This window comes from Mesorhizobium sp. M0119 (assembly GCF_040322615.1).
In the GTDB taxonomy this organism is placed as follows: domain Bacteria; phylum Pseudomonadota; class Alphaproteobacteria; order Rhizobiales; family Rhizobiaceae; genus Mesorhizobium.
Map to the genome: position 1 here is coordinate 1 of NZ_JAMYTU010000050.1, position 23,950 is coordinate 23,950.

Consider the following 23,950-nt stretch of genomic DNA (forward strand, 5'->3'; position numbering starts at 1 on the left):
AGCGCATCGACGTCTCTCACGCAATGATCCAATGATCCTCGTCGCAATGGGCGCAAACCTCATCCGCCGAACCGCTCATCCTTGAATTTCAAAACGGACTCTTAGGTCTTAGGTCGTCCATGGCTGGTCGTGATCGCCAGGCCGACGTCCGCAGCGTTGTCAAAGTCGGGTATCCACTCGTGCGAGCGAGCTTGGCCGCTTCTCGACTTGCTCTTCGGCGGTCCGGGGCGGCGTGAAGTCAGTAGCGCCGACGCCGCGTCGGCGGGAGATCAGGAGAGAACTCGCATCGTCGACTGCCTGAGAAGCCGACGACGGTGGGGTTTGTCATGGCGGTCACCGGGTTTGCGGGTTCAGTACGACCGGGCAGCTCTCGTCCTTCGTCCAGTCGGCGGAGCTCAGATAGTAGGCGCGGACGCCGTCATATCCTGCCCGGACCGCGGCGACGGCCGCGAGTGCCGCGCGGCCACCACCGTCGCAATGGGTGATCAGGTGATCGCCGACTCGGAATCCGGCGACGGACAGAGGATCGCGTAGATCGCCGGCTGGCTTCAGGCGGTCATCGTCGAGCAGGCTCGCATATGGAAGCAACCGCGCGCCGGGCAAATGGCCGCCCCGTGCGTTGCGTCGCGGATCCATGCCGGCAAACACGTCCGCGGTCCGAGCATCGAGAAGTTGGACGCCGTCCAGGTCGGCCTTCAGCGTCTGCCGGTCAACCAACCCGACGGATCCCGCTCCCGGTCGAGCCTGGAATGTCGTCGAACCTGAAATTCCACTTGCCTGCGCAAGCGGTTTCCTCTGTCCGCGGATGGCAGGCCATCCCCCATTCACGATGAGCGCCTCCGCGCCGAAATACTGCAGGATGAACCAGACGCGTGCGGCCTCCGTCATGCGCCCATCGTCATAGATCACTGGCGGCAGCGGGCCGCCGACGCCGAGACCGGCAATCTCCTGCTCCCATTAGGTGACGTTCTCGAAGGAGGTCTCGCCCGACTTCGCGGCGGCTTCCCATGCTTTGATCGGCACGCGGATGGCCTCACCGGGTGATCGGCCTCGAATGCCGCGGGTTAGCGCACGTCGAGCAGACGAAACTGGCCAAGAGATGGCAGTGCGGCGGGCTCGATTATGGGATCGTGTGGCATGAGTTCCCTAGGAGAACGCGAGGCGCGACATCGAATTGCACCGCAACTGCATTGCCGTGGGCAGCATTGGATCTCGCTAGACATCGGCCTTCGTCCCGTCGAAGCGCGTGAAGCTAAATCCTTCGAAGGGCTCCCGATACGTCAGACGCTCGTCACGGAGAACGCTGATCGCGAGCTCCTCTCCGAGCGCCAGCCATGCCGAGAAATCGGAACGCCAGTGGATGCCGGCCCAGTCACGACCGACGCCGTAGTTCCAGGCGAGCTTGTTGAGCTCGCCACCTACCGTGAGCGGCTCTCCCTAGTGGAGGGTGAGTTTCGTCGGCTCATTCGGATCAGTCTGAACCGGGTTCGGAATGACGGCGTCCTCGTCATAAAGCGCCTTGAGGATTGTCACGTTGGACGCGGCCATCTGGGCCGCTCCGCCAGGGTAGCGCTGGTTGTGGCGAAAGTCGGGTTTCGGGGGAGAAATCGATGCCGGGAGGACCGCATTGGGTTCAGGGAGTTGCCGATTCTGACCGGCTCATGAAGCGAGCGGTCTTCCTTAACTGCCACCCTGATCGCCGCGTCCGGCGATACGCGCAAAATGCCGATCAACGAGCGGTGGCAGAGAAGCTCGCGCAGGTCGCGTTGGTTAGGGCCACGGCGCTTGCAGCGCTGCCAGGCAGCAATGTAGGTGTAGCGCCATGACCGGCGATTAGCTTGCGCCCGTCGGGACCGGATAGCCCTTCATGACAGATTTTCCTCTTCGCCATCGTCGATTTCCTCGCGCAGGCGGTCGACGGCGCGCTCGGCATGGCTTACGGCGTTGACGGCATCGAGTTCCTGCGCCAGCTCCGGACCCGCGGACATGCGCTTGAGGTCATTGTCATGACGGGTCATGCCGATGTGGCGCTCGCTGTTCAGGCGATGAAGGAAGGTGCCGCCGATTTCATCGAAAAGCCGTTTGACGACGAGGTGCTGATCGATGCGATCCGCTCCGCGTTGGGCAATCGCAACCAGGCCCATGCAGCTCACCCTCAATCCGCGGAGATCCATGGCCGTCTGTCGACGCTGTCGGAGAGGGAGAGCGGCAGGTGCTGGATGGGCTGGTGTCAGGCCTGCCGAACAAGACGATCGCCTACGATCTAGGCATCAGCCCGCGCACGTCGAGATCCATCGCGCCAATGTCATGAGCAAGATGGCCGCGAGCAGCCTGTCGCATCTCGTGATTGATCGTGGAATCCAAACGTTAAGACGAGTCACGGAGAGATATGCCGTTATCTGCCGGGACCCTATCAGGCACCCAGTCGCGCCAGTGAGTCGGGTGGATGTCAACGCGTACGCCGGTCGTGGCGTTCTTCCAACCTTCCCGCCCCTTCAAGCAAGGGAAGACAAGCGCATGGTCGCCGTCCTCGTCGACGACGGCGAGTTCGAGCTCACGACCGAGCGGAGCGCTTGAGATTGGCTTCCACATCGTCCCCTATGATGCGTGGAAGCGGCAGGTCCCGCCTTGATCTGAATCATTTTCCAAGCGGGCGAGAGCCAACAGCAACGTGCCCGTCAGCACCTACTCATCTGGCCGTGTAGGCACCATCCATGAGATGGTAGCTGCCACGGCGTTCATTGATACGCCTTTGCTGTCGAAGAATTTGGATGCGGAAACGATTGGATATTTAGCAGCATTGCATCCAATCGGCCGCCTGGGAAGTCCAAGGGAGTGTCGGCGCTGACGTGCTTCCTCCTCTCCGGGAACGCAAGCTTCATCGCATTAACGCGAACGTTCTGCGCGGCATACTCTCGGCGTCAAGTTGAGAAAGAGAGTCGTTTCAGCGCGGCAGGCCGCGTTCGAACCGTAGCCGCATCGTATTGGCGTTATCACGATTTCCCTCACCACTGGCCGGGAGCTGACCACCGCAACGACCGTGCAGTGGCCAAGGCACCGACCTTCGAGTCGGGACGGTCGGGCTCTTGCCGGCGTCGGCGCGAACGATGGCATCAATCGCCTTGTCATCGCTGGGATGATAGCCCGGGTTAGTGGCGGACAGCCGCATCTCCAGCGTTTCCCGTTGGTCCGGCCCAACCTGCGTGGCGACCGAGCGGTCTTTGGGTTGTCAATTCCGCCAACGCTCACGTCGCGCCGCGAGGTCCCATTGCACCTGAGCACCGGGAACACAGAAGATAAACACAAAGCAGGAATCTCGCAGAGTTCACCGGCCGGCACTCATCCTGGCCTTTTCCGCCATGATCATCATCGTCGATCTGAAGATGGCGGTATTGGCGAGCCGCAGCTGGACCGGCTTCGTCGTGAACAACTCCCATGTCGCCAGCCAGGAATTCAATCTCAACGCGCAAGAGGGCAGGGCGCAGGCGGCGCTCGATCGGGATGGAGCGCCTCCCTGCAATCGCAAATGGCGAGATCCGCTGCCGCCTGAAGGACTGGAACGGCAAGACGCTCAAGCCAGTGGCGTGAAGCGGACGATGGTGACGGGGCCTGACGATAGCCAACGCTGTCATGATGTCCATCAGCCTCGTCCCTCGGCCCGAATGCATATTGAGTCGCCCGGGCCACGCTTTTCTGCCGACGCGAAGCGCGTGATGTTTGTCCAAAACCTGACAGGGGCAGAAACATGTCGGCTTCAATACAACCGGCCATCTTGGCATTTGGAGGTTTTTCTAGCGATTCATGCGCTTACTGCCCGCTGAGCGCGCTGGCACGGCCTTTGCGGATTGTGATGCGGCAACACTGCGTGAAAGCTGACTACGCGCAGACGCGCGAGACGAGCGATGCTCTCCTTTTCCTGCCCGTGTGCCCCCTCTCTAAAAGAGGGAAACAAGCTCGCGCATAAGGTCGCGCAACCTGTGGCAACAGCTTTGGAGAGCAACATGGTATTGCAGATGAAGTCACCGGCTCCTCCCATCAACGTGGACACCTGGCTGCGTGGCGAGCCCCTGACGAACTTCCAACCCGGCAAAGTGTATATCGTCGAATTTTGGGCAACTTGGTGCGAACTATGCATGGCGGAGATGCTCGATTTGATGCGGCTCCAGGAAAAATACAAGGACGGCGGACTTGAGGTCGTCGGCGTCGCGGCTGATGAAGACGCTCCAACGGCCATTGAGGCTCGAACCAAGTTGGACGCGTGGTTGACCGAAAAGTGCTCGCATCTGAACTATCGGATTGCGTTCGACTACACAGGTGAAATGAAGAAGCTTTGGAGGGAACCCAGCTTTTCTGTTGGGATTCCGACCTCGTTCGTGGTCGACCGAGACGGTCACATCGCCTTTGTCGGTCATCCCAGCCAACTCGATGAGGTTTTGCCGAAAGTGCTCAACGGCAGCTGGCGCATCAGCGATAAAGCCAAAGCCGCCGATACGGAACGGATCGCCACAAGCGAACCCATGACGCGCGCACAAGCGTTGAAGCAGCCGATCGATGACAGATTCTGGGCGGCGGTGAAGTTAGAAGATTGGAAGACGGCGCTCTGGGCGATCGAAGAGGGCATCGCCTTGATGCCCGACGACATCAATTTCCGCCTGGCTCATGCGCACCTGTTGCTTCACAAAATTCAAGACATGTGGACCGGCTTGCCCGTGATGCGCCAATTGGTTCGCGACGCGATCGACAAAAACTCCGAGGACTGGATGGTTTCGGCGCTAGACCAACTTTTCCATCCGGCCAATGATCATTCGCGCCTTCCCCCTGCTGAGCGCTTCGCGATGGGCAAGGAGCTGTCCGAACACATCCTGGCGCTGAATCCCCCGCAAGGCGACAGCCCTAAGTTCCGGTCCTATCCCGCGGTCGCCCGGTACTATCACGAGAACGGCAACAATGATCGCGCGATCGAGTTGGTCGAACTGGCACTGACGTCGCTGGACGGTCCGGAGCCTATCCCGGCCGAACTGAAAGAGCAGCATCTGCCGGATTTGCTGCAGGCCCTCGCCAACTACAGGGGTGGGAAGGTTTGTTGCGGCGCTATCTTTGCGGCTCCGCAAAACAATTTCCCGAAGGGGCCAAAGCGCGGTCGGCCGAGGAGGAAAGATAAAAAAGGGTAATTGGTCGAAATGGCTTACTGGCCAATTCGTCCATTTCCCTGGCGTGACCGCAGCAGGAGGGTCCATGCAGCACTTGGTCGATCGTTTGCAGCAGGATCGAGGCTCGAATCTTCATGGCCTCCGGCCGCATTGCGGCGGAAGTGATGTTCGACGCGAGACTTCGCAGTCGAGGACGTGTTCAAGGTCGGCCAGAGGAAAATCAATTGCGTGGAATCAGCCGCGCCGAGCCGGGCGTCGGCTGCGCAAATGTGCCCGAAGTAGTCGTCCCAGAAAACAGACATCGTGCTTCGAGGAAGAGGACTGAAATGAGGAGAAGGCGAAATGTCTGATGCCGCGGGCAGCCCTGCTGTCAACGAGGACGAGGCGGCCCTTGCCATGCCTTTTGTCAGATGTCTCGTGCGGCTGATCCGTGCTCAGGATGCCTCCGGGTCACGGGAAGGCAAATCGGACGCCGAACTGCTGGGCGACTTCATCATGACTAGAAAACAGCGCCGTGCGATCCCCATCATCGGCGATCCCGATCCGGACGTGCTGTGGAGGCTCGATATGTTCTACACGGCCGTCGGGCTTAGGATCGAGGAGCGCTCCGGCCTGATGACATCGCCAACAATGGAGATGAAACCCATGGGGGCTTCGGACGATTGCTTTTCACGGCCGGGCGGTTGGTCGCTCTGTCGAGACGTCCACCGGTTCGGCTTCGAGACGTTCAGGAAGCTCGCGGAGGCCGGTACGAAACTGGTCGACGATGCGACCGCAGCCATTGAAGCCTATCCCGACGTGGCGCGGGCGTGATGAAACCAATTTCCGAGGAAGGATCTATGTCAAAGCTAGATGAGATGGGGAAGAAAGTCCGAAAGCTTCAGCTGCGCGCGGCAATTGCCACGATGAAATTGCGCGACCTTGCAGAGAATCTGCCGAGAAAATGGACGGAGTTAGAGGAAGTTGCCGAGGAAACGTCGGCCGTTTTTGCCGAGTTGGATGGTGCCAAGAGAGCGCTCGCTGCAATGAAGAAGTTACGATGACGAGCACATTCACCACCCGCGACGGCTCCGGATGGGTGCCGAAATATCTCACCGCTATAGACGGCACGACCTGCATCGGCTGCGGCCGCTGTTTCAAGGTCTGCTCGCGCGAGGTCATGCATCTTTACGGTGTCGATGACGCGGGTGAAATGCTCGGCGCCTGCGACGAGGATGACGATTTCGATGGCGAGCTCAATCGCATGATCATGGTCGTCGATCATCCCGGCCGCTGCATTGGCTGCGGAGCCTGCGCCCGCGTCTGCCCGAAGAACTGCCAGACCCATGTTGCGGCCGACAAGGTAGCTGCATGATCTGGTGGACAAACCAGGAGAACGGCATTGCCCTTCAGAATCTTTTATCGCGTCCTGGGAATGGTCCTTTGCAGCATCGCTCTGACCGTCTACTTCGCTTCTCATTCCATCGGCACAGTAGTCGCCACGACGCTGGCTTGTTCGCTGCTCCTTCAGCTGGCGTATTTCGCAAGCGTGCTCCTTCTGATCTGGTGGTCTGGCTGCCTTAGCCGAGCTGGCCATAGGGCTGAGCATTTCGGCAGTTGCAAGGAAGTTGGATCCGAGCCGCCAGACCTTGATGAGGCAACGAATGAATCCGCAGGTTTGCTCCAGCGCGATCGAATGCTGGCCATATCGCTGCTGCTGCCTTGAGGCGCCATGACAAGGTGAGTGCTCAAGCTGGCGCCACTTTGGACCTACCATAAACATTTAGCAGATATCGAGAAGGAACACTGTGCTTTAGAAGTCGATGGCGACCGCAATCCAGTCGCTCGAACGCCTCGGCAAGCATCTCGGGGGAGGGGTGGAAATCTAGGCCACGCGCGAGGACTGCAACTCCGGTCTCGCGTTCGGCGGAAACAAGCTCCGCAAGCTCGAATACATCATCCCCGACGCGATCGCGTCAAATGCCGATACGCTCGTCTCCATCGGCGGCGTGCAGTCCAACCACACGCTGATGGTCGCCGCGGTCGCCGCCAAGATCAGCATGAAATGTCTCCTGGTTCAGGAGAGCTGGGTACCACATGAGGATGCCGTCTACGATCGGATCGGCAACATTCTCTTGAGCCGGATCATGGGAGCAGAGGTGCGCCTGGTCGACGAGGGCTTTGACATCGGTATCCGCCGCAGTTGGGAACAGGCGCTCGATGAGGTTAAATCAAGGGGCGGAACGCCCTACGCGATACCGGCCGGGGCCTCAGTACACAACTATGGTGGGCTTGGGTACGTCGGGTTCGCGGAGGAGGTGCGCGCCCGGGAGAAACAGCTTGGGTTTGGCTTCGACTACATCGTCGTTTGCACGGTCACAGGCTCGACGCATGCCGGCATGCTCGTTGCATTCGCCAAGGACGGTCGACAGCGCAACGTGCTCGGTATCGATGCCTCCGCCACCCCCGCCCAAACCAAGGCGCAGGTGCTAAGTATTGCCCGGGATACTGCGAAGCTCGTCAAGTTTGGCATGGAAATCGTCGAGGATGACGTGGTGCTGCTCGAGGGGTACGCGTCTCCCGGTTACGGCCTTCCGTCCGAGGCAAGGAAGCAGGCCATCCGCCTGTGTGCGCGGCTCGAGGGTATAATTACCGATCCCGTCTACGAGGGCAAATCCATGCAAGGGATGATCGACCTCGTCCAGAAAGGCTTTTTTCCAGAGGGATCGAGGGTGCTCTACGCGCATCTCGGCGGCGGGCCGGCCATCAACGGGTACAGCTACACCTTCCGCACGGCTGACGTTCGACAGATTGCGATTTCGCCGTGCTGCCGTGCCGGCGATGCGCCCAAAGTAGCTGCGAGGGCCGCCCAGCAAACCGAGGGAGCCGGCGGTTGATTGCCGCCCCTTGCCAAGCTGACTGAGTTCATTTGGAAAATTTTGATCGATGGATATTTGCTGAGGAAATCAAAATCCACTGCGAGTATTATCGTGGAAATATTAGAATTCTAGATGATAGACCGACATCATAAGAGAGATAATTCAATATCTGCTGGCAGGCGAAACAACGTTCGATCAGACAATGAGCTAACTTGTTATTTGAAAGTTCAGGACTGGCTAATAGCGCCAGAAAAGTGGAGGCATCCGATGATCTTACAGGAACTGGGCTCTGCCATCCCGGGCGGCAGGGTTTTGGAAATCACGACGACCACCGGCTGCATCGTCGGATGTTCTTATTGTCCGCAGGACAAGTTCGCCCATCGGCAAAGAGCGGTCTCTCATGTGAAGCATCTTCGTCTTGAAGATTTCAAGCGATGTCTGGCGCGCGTACCAACTTCCGTCGACATTAGTTTCGCCGGGTACTCCGAGCCTTGGCTCAATCCGGATTGCACCGAAATGGTCGAGCACGCTTACGCCAGAGGCCATGGTATCCGGATTTTCACGACGCTTGTAGGAATGAAGGGGCGGGATCTACACCGCTTGCAAGCGCTGCGCTCAAGGGTATTCGTGGTCCATGTTCTCGATGATGGCGCATACATGAATAGCCGTCTCGTTGGAAACAAGTATCTAGCTTTGATTCGTCAAGTGGTCGACACAGACATTGCCTCAATTCGGTTTATAGTCCTTGGCGAGGTCCATCCCGATATCGTCGAGATAATCCCCGCCGACGCGCTAGTTCGCGCGCGGCCTCTGAGCAGCAGGGGTGGAAGCGTCGATCCGAAGGTCGTCGAACCACGGCAGCCAGTCGTCGGCGCGCTGACATGCGTTGACGGACGGCAGTATCGGAATGTTCTTCTCCCAAACGGTGACGTTACGCTCTGCTGCATGGATTTTGAACGGCGCCACGTATTGGGCAATCTTCTGCGCGACGAATACGCAGATCTTTTTGAAGGGCCAGTTTTTAGCCAAATCGTCGACCGCATGAATGGGACGGATGGCTTTCTGCTTTGTAGGATGTGCGAATATGCCCATCCAAAGGCGTCCGCATGCTGACTGGAGGCCGGCAAACCGCCTGAAAAGGCGCGTGAGCGATTGTCGTGCTCTTAAGACTGCATAAGGCGGGCCTCGTGTGGACCCGGTCGACGAGTCTAGTCGCCTATTCGCCTATTCTTACGCGGCTTCGACAGATCCTGTGGCGCATCTCCCAGCACAAAGTTGTCTGGTAAACTTTTGTTGGCCTAAAAGGGGGGAGAACCGGCTTAGTCTGATCCTCCGCCGTCGGCTTTTCGAGACCCTGATCCTCATTCAGGCATAGTTGGTCGAGACGCTTCAGAAGCGGTCCGAAAGCGGCCCCGACATCGAAGAACGCCGATCGTCGCTACGCCGCTCGCTCGCTACAGCGCGCTGTTGAGGGCGCGCTCGCGAGCGGCTTCGCTACCGCCGAGCTACACTACGAGCCGGGGCGATGTGGTTCGTGTTGCTGCCGAAGGGGCCTGCAACACCTTAGCATGCTGCTGCATGGCAGAAGCGCCTGTCACACATGAGCCGGTGCTAGCGCTGAGCTTGATAGGATTGGCAGGGCGTTTCGTCGGGTACAAGCAGGTGCGTCAACTACCAAATGCCGTAGTATCGACGCCTCCCCGAAAACTCTAGAACTGAGTTCGTCCAACGCATAGACGAGAGATATCGCCGTGCAGAGCAACGTGACTACGGTAGAGGAGGTTCCGAAGTGCGTCAGTGCAGCAGTTGAGCTGCCGCGCGAGTCCGGTCTCCCTTTTGTCGCGGACCTTTTTGAGGAGCGTGTCGGCATTCCTAACATATTCATGGGAAGTCACGACCTTCCAAAGTTCCGCCCGGACCGTTCCGATCTTCAAGTGAAGCTGAAAACAACCGCAACAAACCAAACGCATTTAATCACTTGCTCGTTGAACGCGACGCGACACGCAGAGGGACCTGAAATGAACACTGAAATTTTTACGGCTTATGAGTCCAACGTTCGTCGCTACGGGCGGTCGTTTCCTGCAGTCTTTACGAAGGCCCTTGGGGCGACAATCTGGGACGAGGCCGGTAACCCTTATATCGATTTCCTTGTAGGGTCCGGCGCACTCAACTACGGACACAACAATCCAGACATTATTGCACCGGCAATCGAATATATGGTTGGCGAGAACATTCTCCTATCCCTAGACATGTATACAGCGGCAAAGCGTGACTTCATTGAAGCGTTTGTGGATTCCATCCTGAAGCCCAGGGGGCTTTCTTACAAGATACAATTTCCTGGGCCGACCGGCACAAATGCTAACGAAGCAGCGCTGGCACTGGCGCGAAAATATACCGGCCGCTCAAGCGTCATGGCCTTCACGAATGCGTTCCATGGTATGTCGCTCGGCTCTCTGGCGGTCTCGGGTTCGGCGTCGACCAGGGAACTAGGCGGCGTTGCTCGCCACGATGTGATCCGTGTCCCTTATGACGGATACCCGAACCAAGATTTCGATTCCGCGAGTTACATAGACTTCTTATTGGGCGACCCGGGAAGCGGCATTGAAAAGCCCGCCGCAATCATTCTGGAGACCATTCAGGCAGAAGGGGGCATGAACGCCGCATCAGCAGCTTGGCTAACGGAAATCCAGCGCATTTGCCGCAAACACGGCGTTGTATTGATCGTCGACGATATTCAGGCTGGTGCGGGCCGAACGGGCGAGTTCTTCTCATTCGCATTCGCGAAGATTAATCCCGACATCGTATGCCTTTCGAAGTCCCTAAGCGGGTCAGGTAGTCCGTTCTCCATTGTTCTAATTCGCCCCGACTTGGATATTTGGAATCCCGGCGAACATAGCGGGACTTTCAGAGGCAACAATCTCGCCTTCGTGACTGCAGGAGCGATGTGCAAAATGTGGTCCGACGGACAGTTTACTAAAGGCGTTGAGCGGACAGCCGCCAAACTGCAAAGACACCTGGACAGCCTTGTTGCGAAATTTCCCACGTGCATCGAACAGAAGCGCGGCCGTGGTCTGATGGCCGGTCTCAAATGCCGTTCACAGGCCGTTGTCGGCCGTGTGCACGATGTCGCATTCGAAAATGGCCTGCTGATCGAATCTTCAGGACCAAATCGCGACGTCATCAAAGTCCTCCCGCCGATAACCATCACTGATGCCGAACTCGATCATGGCATCGCCATCCTTGACCACGCACTACAGGAGCAAGCCAGTGACTAACCAACTATCCCAAGCGCCAGCCACTTCGGCTATTGCGATTAGAGAACGAACCGGCTCGATCAGCACTGCAGAGATCATGTCAGTCCTGAAAGGTGAGATCACCGGCCTACACATCCAGCAAGCTTTCAGCACCGAAGTGGCCCAGGAGATCACCGCGAACTTCGTTGGCAGTCCCGCTCTCCAGGAGCGTAACGATGGCGTCCCCGGACAATATGTCGGCGCATCCCACTACAGGAAGGATGCAGCCACCTATTTCGCAGCGTCGGAAACTGCGCGACCATACGTTGACGCCCTTTTGAAGAATTTGGTTGATCCGGTCCGAGCATTGTTTGACGCGTTGAAGCGCGAGCTTCACAATCAGGGCATCGAATTGCGGCTGGCCCGTTCGGAGCATGGTCAGGCCAATATTTGTCGCGCTCTCAGTTGGTCTGGCGGGGGCGGCACCTTTTCCTTGGAGCCCCACGACGATGTCGCTCAAGTTCTTTGCGCTGGGAACGATTACGAGTTTTCTGCGGTGGCGCACAACACCGTCGCAGCGCTCAACTTCTATCCCAGCATGCCCGGGGAAGGTGGCAATCTGCGGCTCTGGAGCCATAAACCGACAGTCGCGGACCGAAAGTCACAGGGTGTGGAGACCACTGGCTATCCCTATTCGGAGGCTTATCTCCAAACGGTTCCATGTCGCGACTTCCAGCTCAAGGCGGGGGACATCGCCCTGATCGACGGGGGGTTCGTTCACGGCGTCACCAAACAATCGGGCAACGGAAAGCGTCGCGTGCTGCTGAACTGCTTTTTCGGGTTTGCACGGCCGGATCTTGTTCTATGGTGGACCTGAAGTTGGATGTCGCAGCGACTGACCGGAGGACGTTCCGAACGCTTGAACTCGCTCAGCTGATGTTGCGGTGTGATCATAATGCAGTCCGTCTCTGCGGCGTCGACGTCGGAGGCCGGCACGGGCCGGAGGCGCGGGCCGTTTGAGGGCGACCGTGAGGATCGGCGATTGGTTGCGCGCCTTGTGGTCTAACGAAGCCCTTGCCACCGTCGAGCACGGCAGCCTCCTATTGCCTGGGCAAACCCCGGACCCCGGACGCAGCGGCGGGGCCACGTCGCTTCGTGGAAGCGGTGCTCTGGATTGGTCGAACCGGCAGTCCCTTGGCCGTAGTGACGATTTAACGGGTTGGGGATTCCCACGGAAGTGCAAATCAGATTGAACTAAACCGCTGCCGCGGTAGTTGGAGCGCGGGTTTGGCCTGAGGAGGCTTCTGCCTGAGAAGATTTGGTGTTGAGCCAACCTTCCAGACAGGAGAACCCAAGATGACCCACATGAGGCCTGCGTCACCGGATGATTGAAGATCTGACGATCCGCAATTTGTCGCCGGGGACCCAGCGATCCTACGTGCATCACGTGGCGAAAGTTCAGTCGATTTTTTGGCCGATCGCCGGAGAAGCTGGGCTACGAAGAGGTGCGCGCCTAATCAGGCGCATTTGGAGACCCTAAGGGTCTCCTGGGGAGCGCTGAACCAGACAGTATGCGCCTTGCGTTTCTTTTACGGCGTGACGCTGGGTCGCTCCGATCTACCTGAGCGGATCTCCTATCCCAGGACGCCACGCAAGTTGCCGGTCGTCCTGAGCGCCGATGAGGTGCTCGGCTTTCTGCAGACCGTGAAGGGAACGAGGAACCGGGTCGCTCTCATGACCACCTATGCGGCGGGGTTAATCGCCTGAGGCGCCGTGGCTGATTGATGGACCGCAACCGGGAACGGTTCAACTCTATGTGGAGCAGGTTCTGGTTCCGACCCTTAAACCCATTGATATGGTGATCATAGACAATGTTGGCTTGAAGAAGGGCAACGGCAGTGCGCCGCGCCATTCGCTGCGCCGGGGCGCCTCCTGCTCCTGCCGAAATACTCGCCTCATCCTGATCTGAACCGATCGAGCAGCTCTTTGCCTAGCGCAAGCACGGGCTCAGGAAGGGGGCGGGGCGAACCGTCGATACCGTTGGCGGCCATCGGCGACGTCCTCGATGCCGGTCGGCAAACGAATGCGATAACTACTCCGAAAACGCCCGATACAGCTCAAGCTAAAATCGTCCGTCTTTAACGGCTGATCTTGCCATTCTGCCGACGGCCCGTGTCATGCAAGCGGTCAAGTTCGGTACGCTTGGCGGGGAGGCAATTAAGAAAGGCGCGACACTATCGTCGTACTCACCGTGCGTTTAATGAGCTCGGACAATTCACTCCGCGATAGCCAAACGAGCCACTCGTCATCCTCGATGCCTCGGTCGGGTAAACTCAAGACCGAACCCCGCGGTTCTCTATGAAGATAACCATACCGATCGGCAACTCCCTTTTCGATGATCCATGTCGAAACAAAGGCGTAAATAAAGTCGGGTGACCATTTCGCCCACGCCAAGCCAAAAGCAATACCTGCAAGCGTACTAGAAAACCCTTGTCCCCTAAAATCATCTCGGAGCCATAAGTCGCCGTGATAAGCCACGATCCCCGCTATGTCCCGAGCGGCCGGTGCGTAGCAAGCGCATGATGAACCGGGCCCGGCCAGGCTCTTTGGATCCGCGTAGCAGGCTTTCAATGACTCAAGGTGTTCAGCCAAGTTGGTGGTCGTCAGGTCATCCACACGAAGCGCCTGAACATGCGCTACTTGGCCGGATTGATCTTGTGCGGCGATCCAAAACGCTCGGCCGGGTTCAAGTCGTGAACAATCCGGTCTAAAATTCGGATAGGTCGGCGATTTCCCAGCAATCTTTGTGGTAATATTGAGGTACTCTTCGAGATCATCCCCCATTGTAAAATGCAGCCCAGATCTAATAGCTAATTCATCGAGTATGGAAATGTATCTCGATACATCAAGACTTGTCAATCCGTTGTTCATTACACGCTTCCCTCCGTCAGATAGAAACTGAACCTCAACAAATTAATATGTGATGATTACACAGGATACTATCTGGTTTGGTAGTTTTACCTGCGCGGTAGATGGCTTAACGGCGCTCTCGCCGGCGAAATAAGGGTTTGAAATGAGGGTTTGGTTGAGGCGGTCGCTCTCACCATGAGGTGTGAACGGCTGGATGGCCGAGGCCAGCGCCAAGCGTCAAGGAGAAAGCGATGGGGCACTATTATGCCTAGACTGGTGTGTCATTGAAATGCTCCGGTGCCTGCGTTGGCGATGGGCGGGGCAACATCGAGAGGAAATTGATGGCGTGAGCCGAAGGAGCTGATCGCGTGGTTTGCAGCGCTCGAAGTATCGCTTGTTCGGATTGGGTGGAGGCCGGCCTGCAGGCGCCCTGCTGGCGTGGGGTTTCTCGGGACGCGCCATATGCACGATGCATTCCACGCGATGCCGGTGAAGACAGATCGCAAGGATGCGCGCGGCATTCCCAAACGCATGCGGCGTGGCTGATTCCGCCGTGCACTGCAAGTCACCGCTGGCGCAAGAGGTTCGCGCCTTGCTAATCACGCGCAAGCTCCTTGTCGATACCTCCCATGGCAGGTGTTGCCCGTTCACGCACGCGAAGCCATGACTTCAAGGCCCATGTCGGTGCCGACGCAGATACAGCTCTGGAGATCGCCGTCACGCCCGCCAACATCAACGACGGCAAGGCCGGTCCCGATGCTCTGCCTGACAACCCCGGCGAGGTGTTTGTCGGTAGCGCCTATCGCGGCAGCCATTTCGGCGACGCGGTGCGTGCGAATGGTGGAACGCCACGCATCGTCACCACCGGCATGTGGGGACGGGATGAAGCCGAAAACACTGAGCACGCTTGAGGCCTGGAACCAACCGATCCACCGCATTCGTGGCCGGATCGAGAAGATTTTCGGCACCTGGAAACGAAGCTACGGCCTTCGCCGGATGCGATGGCGAGGGCTTGCAAAGCAGGCGTTCAAATTCGCCTCACGCCATCGCCTACAATATGAAACGCAGTTTGAAGGTCATCGTCATCGCTATGGCTTGATAGAGCAAAAACACCACTGAAGCTCACACGTGAGCGTCAGAAGACACAGCCGACGACGTTGGAGCCGATATCATTGCGCCTTTACCGTGGATGCCGAAAAGTCAAACAAAATCAAAAAGATGCTTCCCGCGCACAGGTCTCCTAGATGGCGTCGGGCCAAATCTGGATGCGACAAGTCGACGGCTAACAGACGCTGCCCCTCAAGCCTCTCGATAAGCAAAGTTGACTCGCAGTATGAACCGATAACTTCAATCTACCGAGACTGATTCGCCCGATTCCAACACGACCCGCTACGGCACTTGGAGGTGCCTGTCACACGTGAACCGTGAACCGCGGTGGGACGCTAAAACTCTGATTTTGACTGTCGGGCGCCTTTGTGAGCATGAGCAGATTTGTCAACTACCCAACGCCGTAGCATCGGTGCTTGCCCGGAAACTCTACAAGCCATGTAGATTCAGCGCAATGATCAGGGTGCAGCGTTATGCAGAGCAATGCGACGACGCCAGAAATTTCGAAGTACATCTGTGCAGCATACGAGACGGGTCGCAAAGTCCGGTTTCCATACTGCGATGAGCGACGAGAGCGAGAAGTAGGTTGGATTACCAGGAACCCTCGCAGGAACTTAACATGTGTCGGAGTCGAACGGGAGCCAAACTGATGGTAGCATCCAAATTGAATTTCAGCCTGGAAGAATATAGAACCCGGCTCAGCAAAACGCGTTCTGAAATGCAGAGGCGCGGCATTGATACCCTAATCGTTAGCGAGCCTGCGAACATGGCTTGGTTGACCGGCCATGACGGTTGGTCCTTCTATAACCACCAAGCGATTATCGTGCCCCCCGAGGGTGAGCCGATCTGGTGGGGCCGGTGCTCGGATGAGAGCGGCGCGAAGCGAACGGTCTATTTCTCTGACGAAAGCGTCTTCAGCTATGCTGACAAGTATGTCCAGACGCCTGTTTGTCATCCGATGGAAGATCTCTGCACGTTGCTTGTCAACCGTAAGCTCGACAAGGGCGTAATCGGCGTCGAGAAGGACAATTACTACTTCTCCGTATTGGCCCTTGAAACTTTGGTAGCCGGATTGCCGAATGCCAAATTCGTCGATGCGACGGTGCTCGTGAACTGGCAGCGAGCTATCAAGAGTCCACAGGAAATAGAATACATGCGCAGGGCGGGACAGATCGTCACCCTCATGCATGAACGCATCCTGGAAAAGATGGAACCCGGCATGCGCAAGTGTGACCTTGTTGCAGAAATCTACGATGCAGCGCTCCGTGGGACTCCCCAGTTTGGAGGAGACTACCCGTCCGCACAACCAATGCTTCCATCAGGCGTCGAAACATCGGCCTGCCATCTCACGTGGGACGATCAGCCCCTTCGGAATAACGAAGCAACCTACTTTGAGATCGCCGGCGTCTATAAGCGTTACCATGTGCCAACAGCGCGGACAGTCGTCCTAGGCAAGGTGCCACAGAAATTCTTAGATGCGGAGAAGGCCACTCTCGAGGGTATGGAAGCCGGCCTTGAGCTTGCCAAGCCAGGTGCAACTTGCGAAGACTGGGGGTTGGCGTTCTTCGATCACCTCGAAAAATATGGACTGGAGAAAACTACCCGGGCAGGTTATTCAGTCGGACTGTCGTACCCCCCAGATTGGGGCGAACACACAATGAGCTTGCGGCGCGGGGACAAGACAGTTCTCGAGCCTAGGATGATCTTCCACTTCATGACTGGTTTCTGGTACGACGACTGGGGATTCGAGATCACCGAGACAGTCCTCATCACACCTAACGGGAACGAGTGCTTGTCGAACGTACCCCGGAAGCTGTTCGTCAAATGCTAGCACCCCCGGCGCATGCGCTAGCATTCAACGCCCGTCCTGGTGTCACGGCGGCGCCGGCGGGCGAAGACCGATAAGATCGATGACGAAACCCTGGTACGGACCTTGCTGGCCTACAAGCGCGGCGAGCCGCGGGTCTGCTCCATGGTCAGGCCGCCGACCCCAGAGGAAGAGGATCGTCGCCGAATCTGCCGGGAGCGCAAGACGCTGATGGCCGAGCGGGTGGAGCACGTCAACCGGATCAAGGGGCTGCTGTTCGCCCAGGGCGTCAGTGACTATGAGCCGCTGCGCCGCGACCGACGCACCAGGCTCGAGAACCTGCAAACGGGTGATGGTCGCGCCTTACCTTTCCACCTGAAGGCACAGGTTGCGCGCGAGCTCGACCGGCTTGAGCTGATCCTGGAGCAGTTGCAAAAGGTCGAGACGGCGCGCGACGATCTGCTGCTGGATCGGGCCAAGGAGAACGACCCGGTGCCGGTGGTGAGCTGCTGCAGCTGAAGGGGGTGAGCGCTGAGTTAACCAACGTACTCTGGTCTGAAGGTCTCTATCGTCACTTCGACAATCGAAGGCAGCTTGCGGCCTATGCCGGCTTGCGCCAACGCCCTGGCAAAGCGGTTCTGTCGATCACGAGCAAGGCGTCTCAAAAGCGAGCAATCCGCGGCTGAGAGGAACGATGGTACAGATGGCCTGGCTCGGCTGCGACACAAACCAGACTCGGCCCTCAGCCAGTGGTTCAAACAGCGGGTCGAGCGCAACGGCGGGCGGCTGCGTAAGCCGCTGATCGTCGCAGGAGCGTTTTTGGAGATCCCGTGGTGGCCACGGCAATCTTGGATCGCCTGCTTCACCATTCAACGGTGATCACCATCAGGGGGGACAGCTACAGGCTGCGCGAAAAGCGACGGTCCGGCCTTCTGCAGAAGGTCGGCTCGGTGCCCGAAACAAACGAAACAGCAAACCAATGAAGGGGTCAGTTCTTCAGTTCGCCAAAGGGGTCAATTCCTGGATCGTTTGACAGCTTTCGGCGGGCATGGGCTCAGGATCACGAGACCATTCTTCCTGTCGGGGGTTCAGACCAGCGGCCGATTCGGTTGTCTCCCTGGATCCACGGGCTAATTGGCCCTCCTGACAGGTATGCAGGGTTGGTCGCCTTAGGCGGTTTTCATGACGGCGCCCTCGATGACCACCCCTGCGGTCGCATATTTCCAGAGAGCGACGAGCAACTTTCGTGCGAGCGCGACGATCGTTGTTTTGCGCACGCGCCCGGCGTTACACTCTGCTCGTTCGCGGAACCAACGAGAGAGCGCTGACTCGGGTTGGTAGCGCAGCCACAGCCAGGCAAGCTCGATCATCGTTGTCCGGAGCCGGGGATTGCCAGCCTTTGAGACGCCTTGCTCGCGGTCGATTGATCCGCTCCGCCAAGGCGTCGGCGCAAGCCCGGCATAGGCTGCAACCTGCCTTGGGTTGTCGAACTTTCGGAACAGCCCTTCCGTATACAAGATGGCGGCACTCTCGGGGCCAATGCCTTTGAGGTCGAGCAGCAACGCCACAGGCGTGTCAGCGACGTCGGCGGCCAGCAACGCGTCACGCTCGGCTTCGACTGACTTGATATGCTCGAACCGCAAGTCGAGGCGATCGAGCTCGCGAATGAGCTGCGGTGGTTCCTTCGAATCAGGTTGGTGTCAGCAACCCGACCTTTACCGGGGAACATCGATGACCGCCGCAAAGCCGCTCGCTCGCTTGTATGGGCTAAACTTTGTCAAGGTGATCTTTCAGTCGTTCCGTCTCCTTGTTCAGCCGGTGGCGCCCATTTATTCCTCTTCGGCCCCGCGGTTCATTGGGCGCCGCGCGCAGTGACGGTCAAGGGTGGGTCTCTGGCCATCGCGAAGCGACTTGCCCTTGATGGTCACGAGCACGGCGGCAGCGTCACATTGAGCCGGTAGGTGCTGTTCGTAGAGGTCTACAATCTGCAAACCGAGGGGAGCTCGCCATCAGGCGCTGTAAACGCGCCGCAAGCTTGTATGCGGTTGATCCTCGCGGATCGAAAACCATGATGCAGCCATACGCATCGGCGGCGAAGCTCCGGGCGGTGGGCCCATTCTACAGCGCGGCGTCGTAAGCCATGTGAGCGACCGGGATCACCACCACCTCGGATCGTTATCGGCAGACACTATTGCAGCTGCAAACTTCAATGCTCGTCCTATCGAACGCTCCTCCAGCTTACACCGGACGCAGGGCTACTCCCGTCGGGATCTCGCCGGTCGTGACAAGCCGCCAGAATGCAATCAGTAGCTTGCGTGCCAAAGCCACGATCATCGTCTTGCGCGTAACCGCCACGACCATCGGCCGTTCTCGCGCAAAACCCATGCGCCAGCGCGCTGTCCTTTTGGTATTGGAGGAACCGCCAAGCCAACAGGATCATGCCATAGCGAACGCGAGCGTTGCCGGCCCGCGCAAGACCTTTCTCGCGCCTGCGTTGGCCGCTCTCATCCGGCGCCCCGGTAGGTCCGGCATAGAGGGCGACGGCTCTCCGATCACGTAGGCTGCGTGAGAGAATCTCATTCACCAGCATGTCCGAAGTCTCGATACCGACACCAATGATCCGCGCAAGGAGGCGAACCATTGCGAGCGGACCCTTCTCCGTGTCCAGAACCACCGAGAGCTGCCGCAACCGCTCCTGTTCGATCTCGTGGGTTTGTTCACGCAACAGATGAAGCCGTCCTAGATTACGGCGCAACTCAACTCGGCTTCGTTCCGGTAGGGGCATACCTTCCGCCGTATGCAGACTTCCAGTTTCTCGGCAGCTTTGCGCAGATTGGGTTTGAAGGCGCGAATGCCGGAGCGAGCCAGGATTGCCTTGATGCGGTTGACGATCCGTGTACGTTCGGGGACGAGATTGTCTCGTTCACGGTTCGGACGGCGGGCCTCCTCCTCATTGATGGTTGGGATAGCTGCCATGCTGCAGTGGCGCTTCTCGCCCCGCAGCCAGCCAAGAAAGGCGCGCATCAGCAGTTCGGTATCGAGGCGATCGGTCTTGGCACGCCGATGTTCACGGGAAACCGCTACGCTCGATGGATGTATGACGTAAGCTTCGACAGCGCGCGCCTGGAGCCAGCGCGCCAACCAAAAGCCGTCGCGTCCAGCCTCATAGGCGACAACGATGCGTCGAACTTCACGCCCGGCTTGGATGGCTTCGCTGCGCCAGCGACGCAACAGCCTGAACACCGAATCCGGGTCCGCATCGAGCTTCTAGAGAGGGTTACGTTCAAAGCCAGGGACCGTCGCAGCAATGAGCCACTTTGTCTGGCTCATCTCAATCACTGCGACCAACGTGCTGTTCTGATCAAGGGCGGTAAGGGATTTGCTTGCATCAAAAGATGGTGACATGGGACGCTCCTTGGGTAGCTGCTCAACAGCGCCGAGGGTGCCACACGCTCGCCGCCGCCCATAGCATCTACGGCGCTGTTGAGGGCGCGCTTTTAATATTAAACAATGGTACAAAAAACTTAATAATATCCAAATATAATATTAACTTGTTATGTATTGCCATTACGGAAAATCTGAGAGATATTACTCGCCATCAGGCAAATATATCCAATTTCGCCATGGCTTTACTTGTCACGGAAAGTCCATGTCTACTGCAAAAACTGTGGAAGCACCATGGAGCGGACAAGTATGAGCACCAGGTTTCCAGGAGCCCCATAAGGCCAAGCACCAAGGGATGAACGACTATGACCACACTACCACAAATTTCACTGGCGAAACTGGCAGCCGATGCAACGGGACGTGAAGAGCGCCAGCGCCTACGCCTGGCCTGCGAGGAGTACGGGTTCTTCTACCTTGTCGAGCACGGCATCCCAAAGGAACAGGTCACGCAAGCCATCGAGGCTTCCCGGCGGTTCTTCGCGTTGCCACAGTCGATCAAAGAACGTTATGGTCACGCCTCTCAAGGCGCGTATCCCACTATCGCCCGTGGATACAGTCCGTTGCACGGCGAAATCCTACATCCCGAGGCCGGCCGCGATCCAAAGGAGGTATTCGACCTCGGAATCGAGAACGAAGGCGACCGGCGTCCGTTTGCCGGAAGTACACGCTTTCCGGATGACGCCTTGGCTCCTGGTTTCGCGCGAAGCCTGCTTGCTCTGCAGGCTACCGTGCTCAACGGGGTAGTCCCGCAGCTCGGGACCGCGCTTGCCGATCTGATAGATATGGAACAGGGTTGGTTCCAACGCCATTTCAGCCCGCCGACGCTCGGGCAACGCGTCATCCGGTATCCAGCTCGCGGCGGCACGTGCGCCAAGCACACCGACGGTGGCTTCTTCACGCTGCTGCTGCAGGAGGAACTCCCCACGCGGTCCTTGCAAGTGTGGTTCCGCGGGCGCTGGATGCCAGTGCCGAGCCTGCCCGACAGTCTCGTAGTCAATTTGGGCGACATGCTTCAGGCCTTGAGCGACGACCGCTTCAAGAGTACGCCGCATCAGGTCGCGCATAATGGTCTGAGTGACAGAATTTCGCTTCCCTTCTTTATCTATCCCGACATCGACGCCCGCCTGACTTCGCGGCTAGGGCGGCACGCCTTCAGTGTCGCGGAAATGATGCTGGGCAACATGGCGTCAATCGAAACCGGGAATGGCGCCGGACGCGCGCGAGAGCTGCAGTAAGCTCCTCAAGCGTGCGTAAACCATGGCGACGACGCGGACGCCTCGAAATGGTGCCCTTGAAAAACTCTCCCGAAAGCTGATTCGTCCCGCGTCGCGCGTATTGCGCGGCGGCCTGCAACACGTCTCGGGATGAAGCACCTGAGGCTGTCACATTGTTTGAACCGTGGCCGGCATAAGATTCACGCTGTACTTTTGAAGCAAGCTGCGGCGCCGGCCCTGACAAGCTCCAAGGAGAATGCTCATGTGCGTGAGCTATGACCTCGACGTCGCGTTGCAAGGAACCAAGAATTGGATCGGCGATCTGGCATGGAGACTTCGCTGGCATGATCGCGAGCGGGTCTACCAAGCCCTGATTGCGACGCTGCACGCCCTACGCGACTGCCTGGATCGCGACGAAGCCGTTTATATGGGCGCACAGCTGCCAGCCTTGCTGCGCGGCTTCTACTACGAGGGCTGGCGTCCCGGCTGTCGTGCCATAGCCAGAAACCGAAATTCGTTTCTCGACCGGATCCACGACGGCGTCCACCGTGACCCGGCGGTGGATCCGGAAGAGGTTGCCCGCTCGGTCTTGGCCCAATTTGCGGACCGCTTGCGTGCAGCAGGCGTCGAAGATGCCAAGGCCACCTCTCCAAGAGTGCTGCATGACCTTTGGCCAGCCTGAGCGTGCTTGCGGTGAAAGCCACTCACGGCAACACAACTCATCGAGAATCCGCGCCTTTTCAGCACGGCCGCCCTGAATATAGCGCTCCCTTACCGCACCCACTAATTCATCGCGCGTCGCCATGCTTACACGCCTCATCTGATCTGCTCCTGCCACACTGTCTCCGGGAGCAGATCAGATGAGGCAATGACTTAACATTCAGGAGCAATTCAAACGAGGCAATGCGCTCGTCATCCTGATCGTCGCGCTATACGCAGCCGCCGTAAGGCGCGTGATGAATGGCTGGCGCTGATCCCGGGTGCACGCGAAGGCTACGTCAGCTGGGAAAGGGCGGAAGCGATCCGTAAGATGGTGAGCGACAACGTGCCCACGGGCCGGCATCACGGGGCGCCCAAGTATGGCGACGCTCTGCTCGCCGGCCTTGTCCGCTGCCGGCGCTGCGGCCGCAAGCTGACGGTCCGCTACACGGGAACCAAGCACAACATTCCGCGCTATTCCTGCTGGCGTGGTCTGCTTGACAATGGCGAGCCGCGTTGGATCGCCTTCGGTGGGCTACGCGTCGACCACACAATCGAGGAAACTCTTCTGCTGGTTGTCGAGCCGGGAGCGATAGCCGCGGCCGTCGAGGCAGAGGCGCAAGCGGCCAGTCGCCGCGATCAGGACCGCGATGCTCTGATGCGCGATCTCGAGGCGGCACGCTACAGCGCCGATCGGGCGTTCCGGCAATACGACGCCATCGATCCGCGGAACCGGCTGGTCGCGGCGGAACTGGAGTTGCGATGGAACCGGGCGCTTACGCGTGTCGGCGAGATCGAGAGCAGGATTGCCGCGCATGCTGCCTCAACATCGGAGCCATCACTTCTGTCGCCAATACACGTCACCGCGCTCGCCGCCAATCTCAAGGCTGTGTGGGCGGCGCCGACGAGGGATGCAAGGCTCAAGAAGCACATCGTTCGCACCGTCATCCGGGAGGTGGTCGCCGATATCGATGACGAAGCGTCAGAGATCGTTCTCCTGATCCATTGGGTTGGTGGCGTCCATGCTGAACTGCGCCTGCCGAAGCGGCCCCGTGGACAGCGCAACAGCACGTCTGGCGACATCATCGCGGCCGTCCGCCAACTGGTGCTCATCGCCAATGATGATCTGATTGCCGGCATCCTCAACCGCAATGGATTGGTGACCGGCCACGGCAATCGATGGACACGCGAACGGGTCACCGCGCACAGCTCGCATCATAAGATCCCTGTCTTCCGGCCAGCGGCCGACGGCAAAGAGCCATGGCTTAACCTGAACAAGGCGGCGCGCCTTCTCGGCCTTGCACCGAAAACCCTCAGGCTCGCCGCCGAGGCGGGCGAGATCGAAGGCGTTCATCCTCTGCCGGATGGTCCATGGATCTTCAGCCCCACGGGATCGCGTCCCGATCAGCAAAACCTGTTCACTTCCAAAGACATAGGCAGATGGATGGTAACCGGGGCAAAAGCGGTGATGGCCGCGGCGTTATGACTCGGGTGTATCGGGTTAGATTGGGTGGCGGTTTGGCGGGCG

At 58.5% G+C, this 23,950-nt stretch carries 18 protein-coding genes and 7 pseudogenes; 20 read left to right on the forward strand and 5 right to left on the reverse strand.

Annotated features, from left to right (window positions below; genetic code table 11):
* Positions 1-333 precede the first annotated feature (333 nt).
* Positions 334-888 carry a sulfurtransferase gene (locus tag NKJ40_RS27865; protein ID WP_352468805.1) on the reverse strand — a complete coding sequence of 185 codons (555 nt, stop codon included), beginning with the start codon at positions 886-888 and terminating at the stop codon, positions 334-336.
* A 1,052-nt stretch (positions 889-1,940) separates the two neighbouring features.
* Here NKJ40_RS27865 and NKJ40_RS27870 point away from each other — a divergent pair.
* The 3 genes and pseudogenes from NKJ40_RS27870 to NKJ40_RS27880 form a co-directional block, all read left to right on the forward strand.
* Positions 1,941-2,346 (forward strand): annotated as a pseudogene (locus NKJ40_RS27870) (LuxR C-terminal-related transcriptional regulator); the annotation flags it as partial.
* A gap of 1,013 nt (positions 2,347-3,359) precedes the next feature.
* Positions 3,360-3,821, forward strand: coding sequence for a FixH family protein (locus NKJ40_RS27875; RefSeq protein WP_352468806.1), 462 nt, complete (start codon positions 3,360-3,362; stop codon positions 3,819-3,821).
* 180 nt (positions 3,822-4,001) lie between these two features.
* Positions 4,002-5,171, forward strand: a complete 1,170-nt coding sequence (locus NKJ40_RS27880) for a TlpA disulfide reductase family protein (protein ID WP_352468807.1) — start codon at positions 4,002-4,004, stop codon at positions 5,169-5,171.
* A 14-nt stretch (positions 5,172-5,185) separates the two neighbouring features.
* Here the strand turns inward: NKJ40_RS27880 and NKJ40_RS27885 are convergent, their stop codons facing one another.
* Positions 5,186-5,452, reverse strand: coding sequence for a hypothetical protein (locus tag NKJ40_RS27885; protein WP_352468808.1), 267 nt, complete (start codon positions 5,450-5,452; stop codon positions 5,186-5,188).
* A 40-nt stretch (positions 5,453-5,492) separates the two neighbouring features.
* Here NKJ40_RS27885 and NKJ40_RS27890 point away from each other — a divergent pair, with 40 nt between their 5' ends.
* The 9 genes and pseudogenes from NKJ40_RS27890 to NKJ40_RS27935 all read left to right on the forward strand — a co-directional run.
* Positions 5,493-5,963, forward strand: coding sequence for a DUF269 domain-containing protein (locus NKJ40_RS27890; RefSeq protein ID WP_352468809.1), 471 nt, complete (start codon positions 5,493-5,495; stop codon positions 5,961-5,963).
* Between the two features lie 26 nt (positions 5,964-5,989).
* Complete coding sequence (locus NKJ40_RS27895) at positions 5,990-6,193, forward strand: CCE_0567 family metalloprotein (protein ID WP_352468810.1); 204 nt, start codon at positions 5,990-5,992, stop codon at positions 6,191-6,193.
* The gene (fdxB, locus tag NKJ40_RS27900) at positions 6,190-6,504 is read left to right on the forward strand and encodes a ferredoxin III, nif-specific (protein WP_352468811.1); all 315 of its coding nucleotides are present in this window, start codon (positions 6,190-6,192) and stop codon (positions 6,502-6,504) included. The genes NKJ40_RS27895 and fdxB overlap by 4 nt, the downstream gene beginning before the upstream one ends.
* 27 nt (positions 6,505-6,531) lie before the next feature.
* Positions 6,532-6,855 (forward strand): exopolysaccharide production repressor protein, encoded by a 324-nt coding sequence (locus NKJ40_RS27905; protein WP_352468812.1) that lies wholly within the window; start codon positions 6,532-6,534, stop codon positions 6,853-6,855.
* A 97-nt stretch (positions 6,856-6,952) separates the two neighbouring features.
* Positions 6,953-7,921 (forward strand): annotated as a pseudogene (locus tag NKJ40_RS27910) (1-aminocyclopropane-1-carboxylate deaminase); the annotation flags it as partial.
* Between the two features lie 354 nt (positions 7,922-8,275).
* Positions 8,276-9,121: a radical SAM/SPASM domain-containing protein gene (locus NKJ40_RS27915; protein WP_352468813.1), complete on the forward strand. Its 846-nt coding sequence runs from the start codon at positions 8,276-8,278 to the stop codon at positions 9,119-9,121.
* 905 nt (positions 9,122-10,026) lie between these two features.
* Positions 10,027-11,283 (forward strand): diaminobutyrate--2-oxoglutarate transaminase, encoded by a 1,257-nt coding sequence (gene ectB, locus NKJ40_RS27925; RefSeq protein WP_352468829.1) that lies wholly within the window; start codon positions 10,027-10,029, stop codon positions 11,281-11,283.
* 76 nt (positions 11,284-11,359) lie between these two features.
* Positions 11,360-12,118 (forward strand): 2OG-Fe(II)-dependent halogenase WelO5 family protein, encoded by a 759-nt coding sequence (locus tag NKJ40_RS27930; protein WP_502903772.1) that lies wholly within the window; start codon positions 11,360-11,362, stop codon positions 12,116-12,118.
* Positions 12,119-12,625: 507 nt separating this feature from the next.
* Positions 12,626-13,005: pseudogene (locus NKJ40_RS27935) on the forward strand (phage integrase N-terminal SAM-like domain-containing protein); the annotation flags it as partial.
* 453 nt (positions 13,006-13,458) lie between these two features.
* Here the strand turns inward: NKJ40_RS27935 and NKJ40_RS27945 are convergent.
* Positions 13,459-14,172, reverse strand: a complete 714-nt coding sequence (locus NKJ40_RS27945) for a hypothetical protein (RefSeq protein WP_352468815.1) — start codon at positions 14,170-14,172, stop codon at positions 13,459-13,461.
* A 608-nt stretch (positions 14,173-14,780) separates the two neighbouring features.
* Between NKJ40_RS27945 and NKJ40_RS27950 the strand changes: the two genes are divergently transcribed.
* The 5 genes and pseudogenes from NKJ40_RS27950 to NKJ40_RS27970 all read left to right on the forward strand — a co-directional run.
* Positions 14,781-15,062: a hypothetical protein gene (locus tag NKJ40_RS27950; RefSeq protein WP_352468816.1), complete on the forward strand. Its 282-nt coding sequence runs from the start codon at positions 14,781-14,783 to the stop codon at positions 15,060-15,062.
* The gene (locus tag NKJ40_RS27955) at positions 15,034-15,270 is read left to right on the forward strand and encodes a transposase (protein ID WP_352468817.1); all 237 of its coding nucleotides are present in this window, start codon (positions 15,034-15,036) and stop codon (positions 15,268-15,270) included. The genes NKJ40_RS27950 and NKJ40_RS27955 overlap by 29 nt, the downstream gene beginning before the upstream one ends.
* 637 nt (positions 15,271-15,907) lie before the next feature.
* A complete protein-coding gene (gene doeA, locus NKJ40_RS27960) occupies positions 15,908-17,089 on the forward strand; it encodes an ectoine hydrolase DoeA (RefSeq protein ID WP_352468818.1) in 1,182 nt (393 codons plus the stop codon).
* 33 nt (positions 17,090-17,122) lie between these two features.
* A pseudogene (locus NKJ40_RS27965) lies at positions 17,123-17,875 on the forward strand (transposase); the annotation flags it as partial.
* A 2-nt stretch (positions 17,876-17,877) separates the two neighbouring features.
* A pseudogene (locus NKJ40_RS27970) lies at positions 17,878-18,048 on the forward strand (ATP-binding protein); the annotation flags it as partial.
* 186 nt (positions 18,049-18,234) lie between these two features.
* Here the strand turns inward: NKJ40_RS27970 and NKJ40_RS27975 are convergent.
* Together NKJ40_RS27975 and NKJ40_RS32010 are read right to left on the reverse strand one after the other, a co-directional pair.
* Positions 18,235-18,756: pseudogene (locus NKJ40_RS27975) on the reverse strand (transposase); the annotation flags it as partial.
* 547 nt (positions 18,757-19,303) lie between these two features.
* Positions 19,304-20,470 (reverse strand): annotated as a pseudogene (locus NKJ40_RS32010) (IS110 family RNA-guided transposase).
* Positions 20,471-20,814: 344 nt separating this feature from the next.
* On the opposite strand from NKJ40_RS32010, the gene NKJ40_RS27990 reads away from it, so the two are divergent.
* From NKJ40_RS27990 to NKJ40_RS28000, 3 genes are all read left to right on the forward strand, one after another.
* Positions 20,815-21,744 carry a 2-oxoglutarate and iron-dependent oxygenase domain-containing protein gene (locus tag NKJ40_RS27990; protein ID WP_352468821.1) on the forward strand — a complete coding sequence of 310 codons (930 nt, stop codon included), beginning with the start codon at positions 20,815-20,817 and terminating at the stop codon, positions 21,742-21,744.
* A gap of 241 nt (positions 21,745-21,985) precedes the next feature.
* A complete protein-coding gene (locus NKJ40_RS27995) occupies positions 21,986-22,405 on the forward strand; it encodes a DUF2267 domain-containing protein (RefSeq protein WP_352468822.1) in 420 nt (139 codons plus the stop codon).
* 348 nt (positions 22,406-22,753) lie between these two features.
* Positions 22,754-23,908, forward strand: coding sequence for a recombinase zinc ribbon domain-containing protein (locus NKJ40_RS28000; protein WP_352468823.1), 1,155 nt, complete (start codon positions 22,754-22,756; stop codon positions 23,906-23,908).
* Positions 23,909-23,950 lie beyond the last annotated feature (42 nt).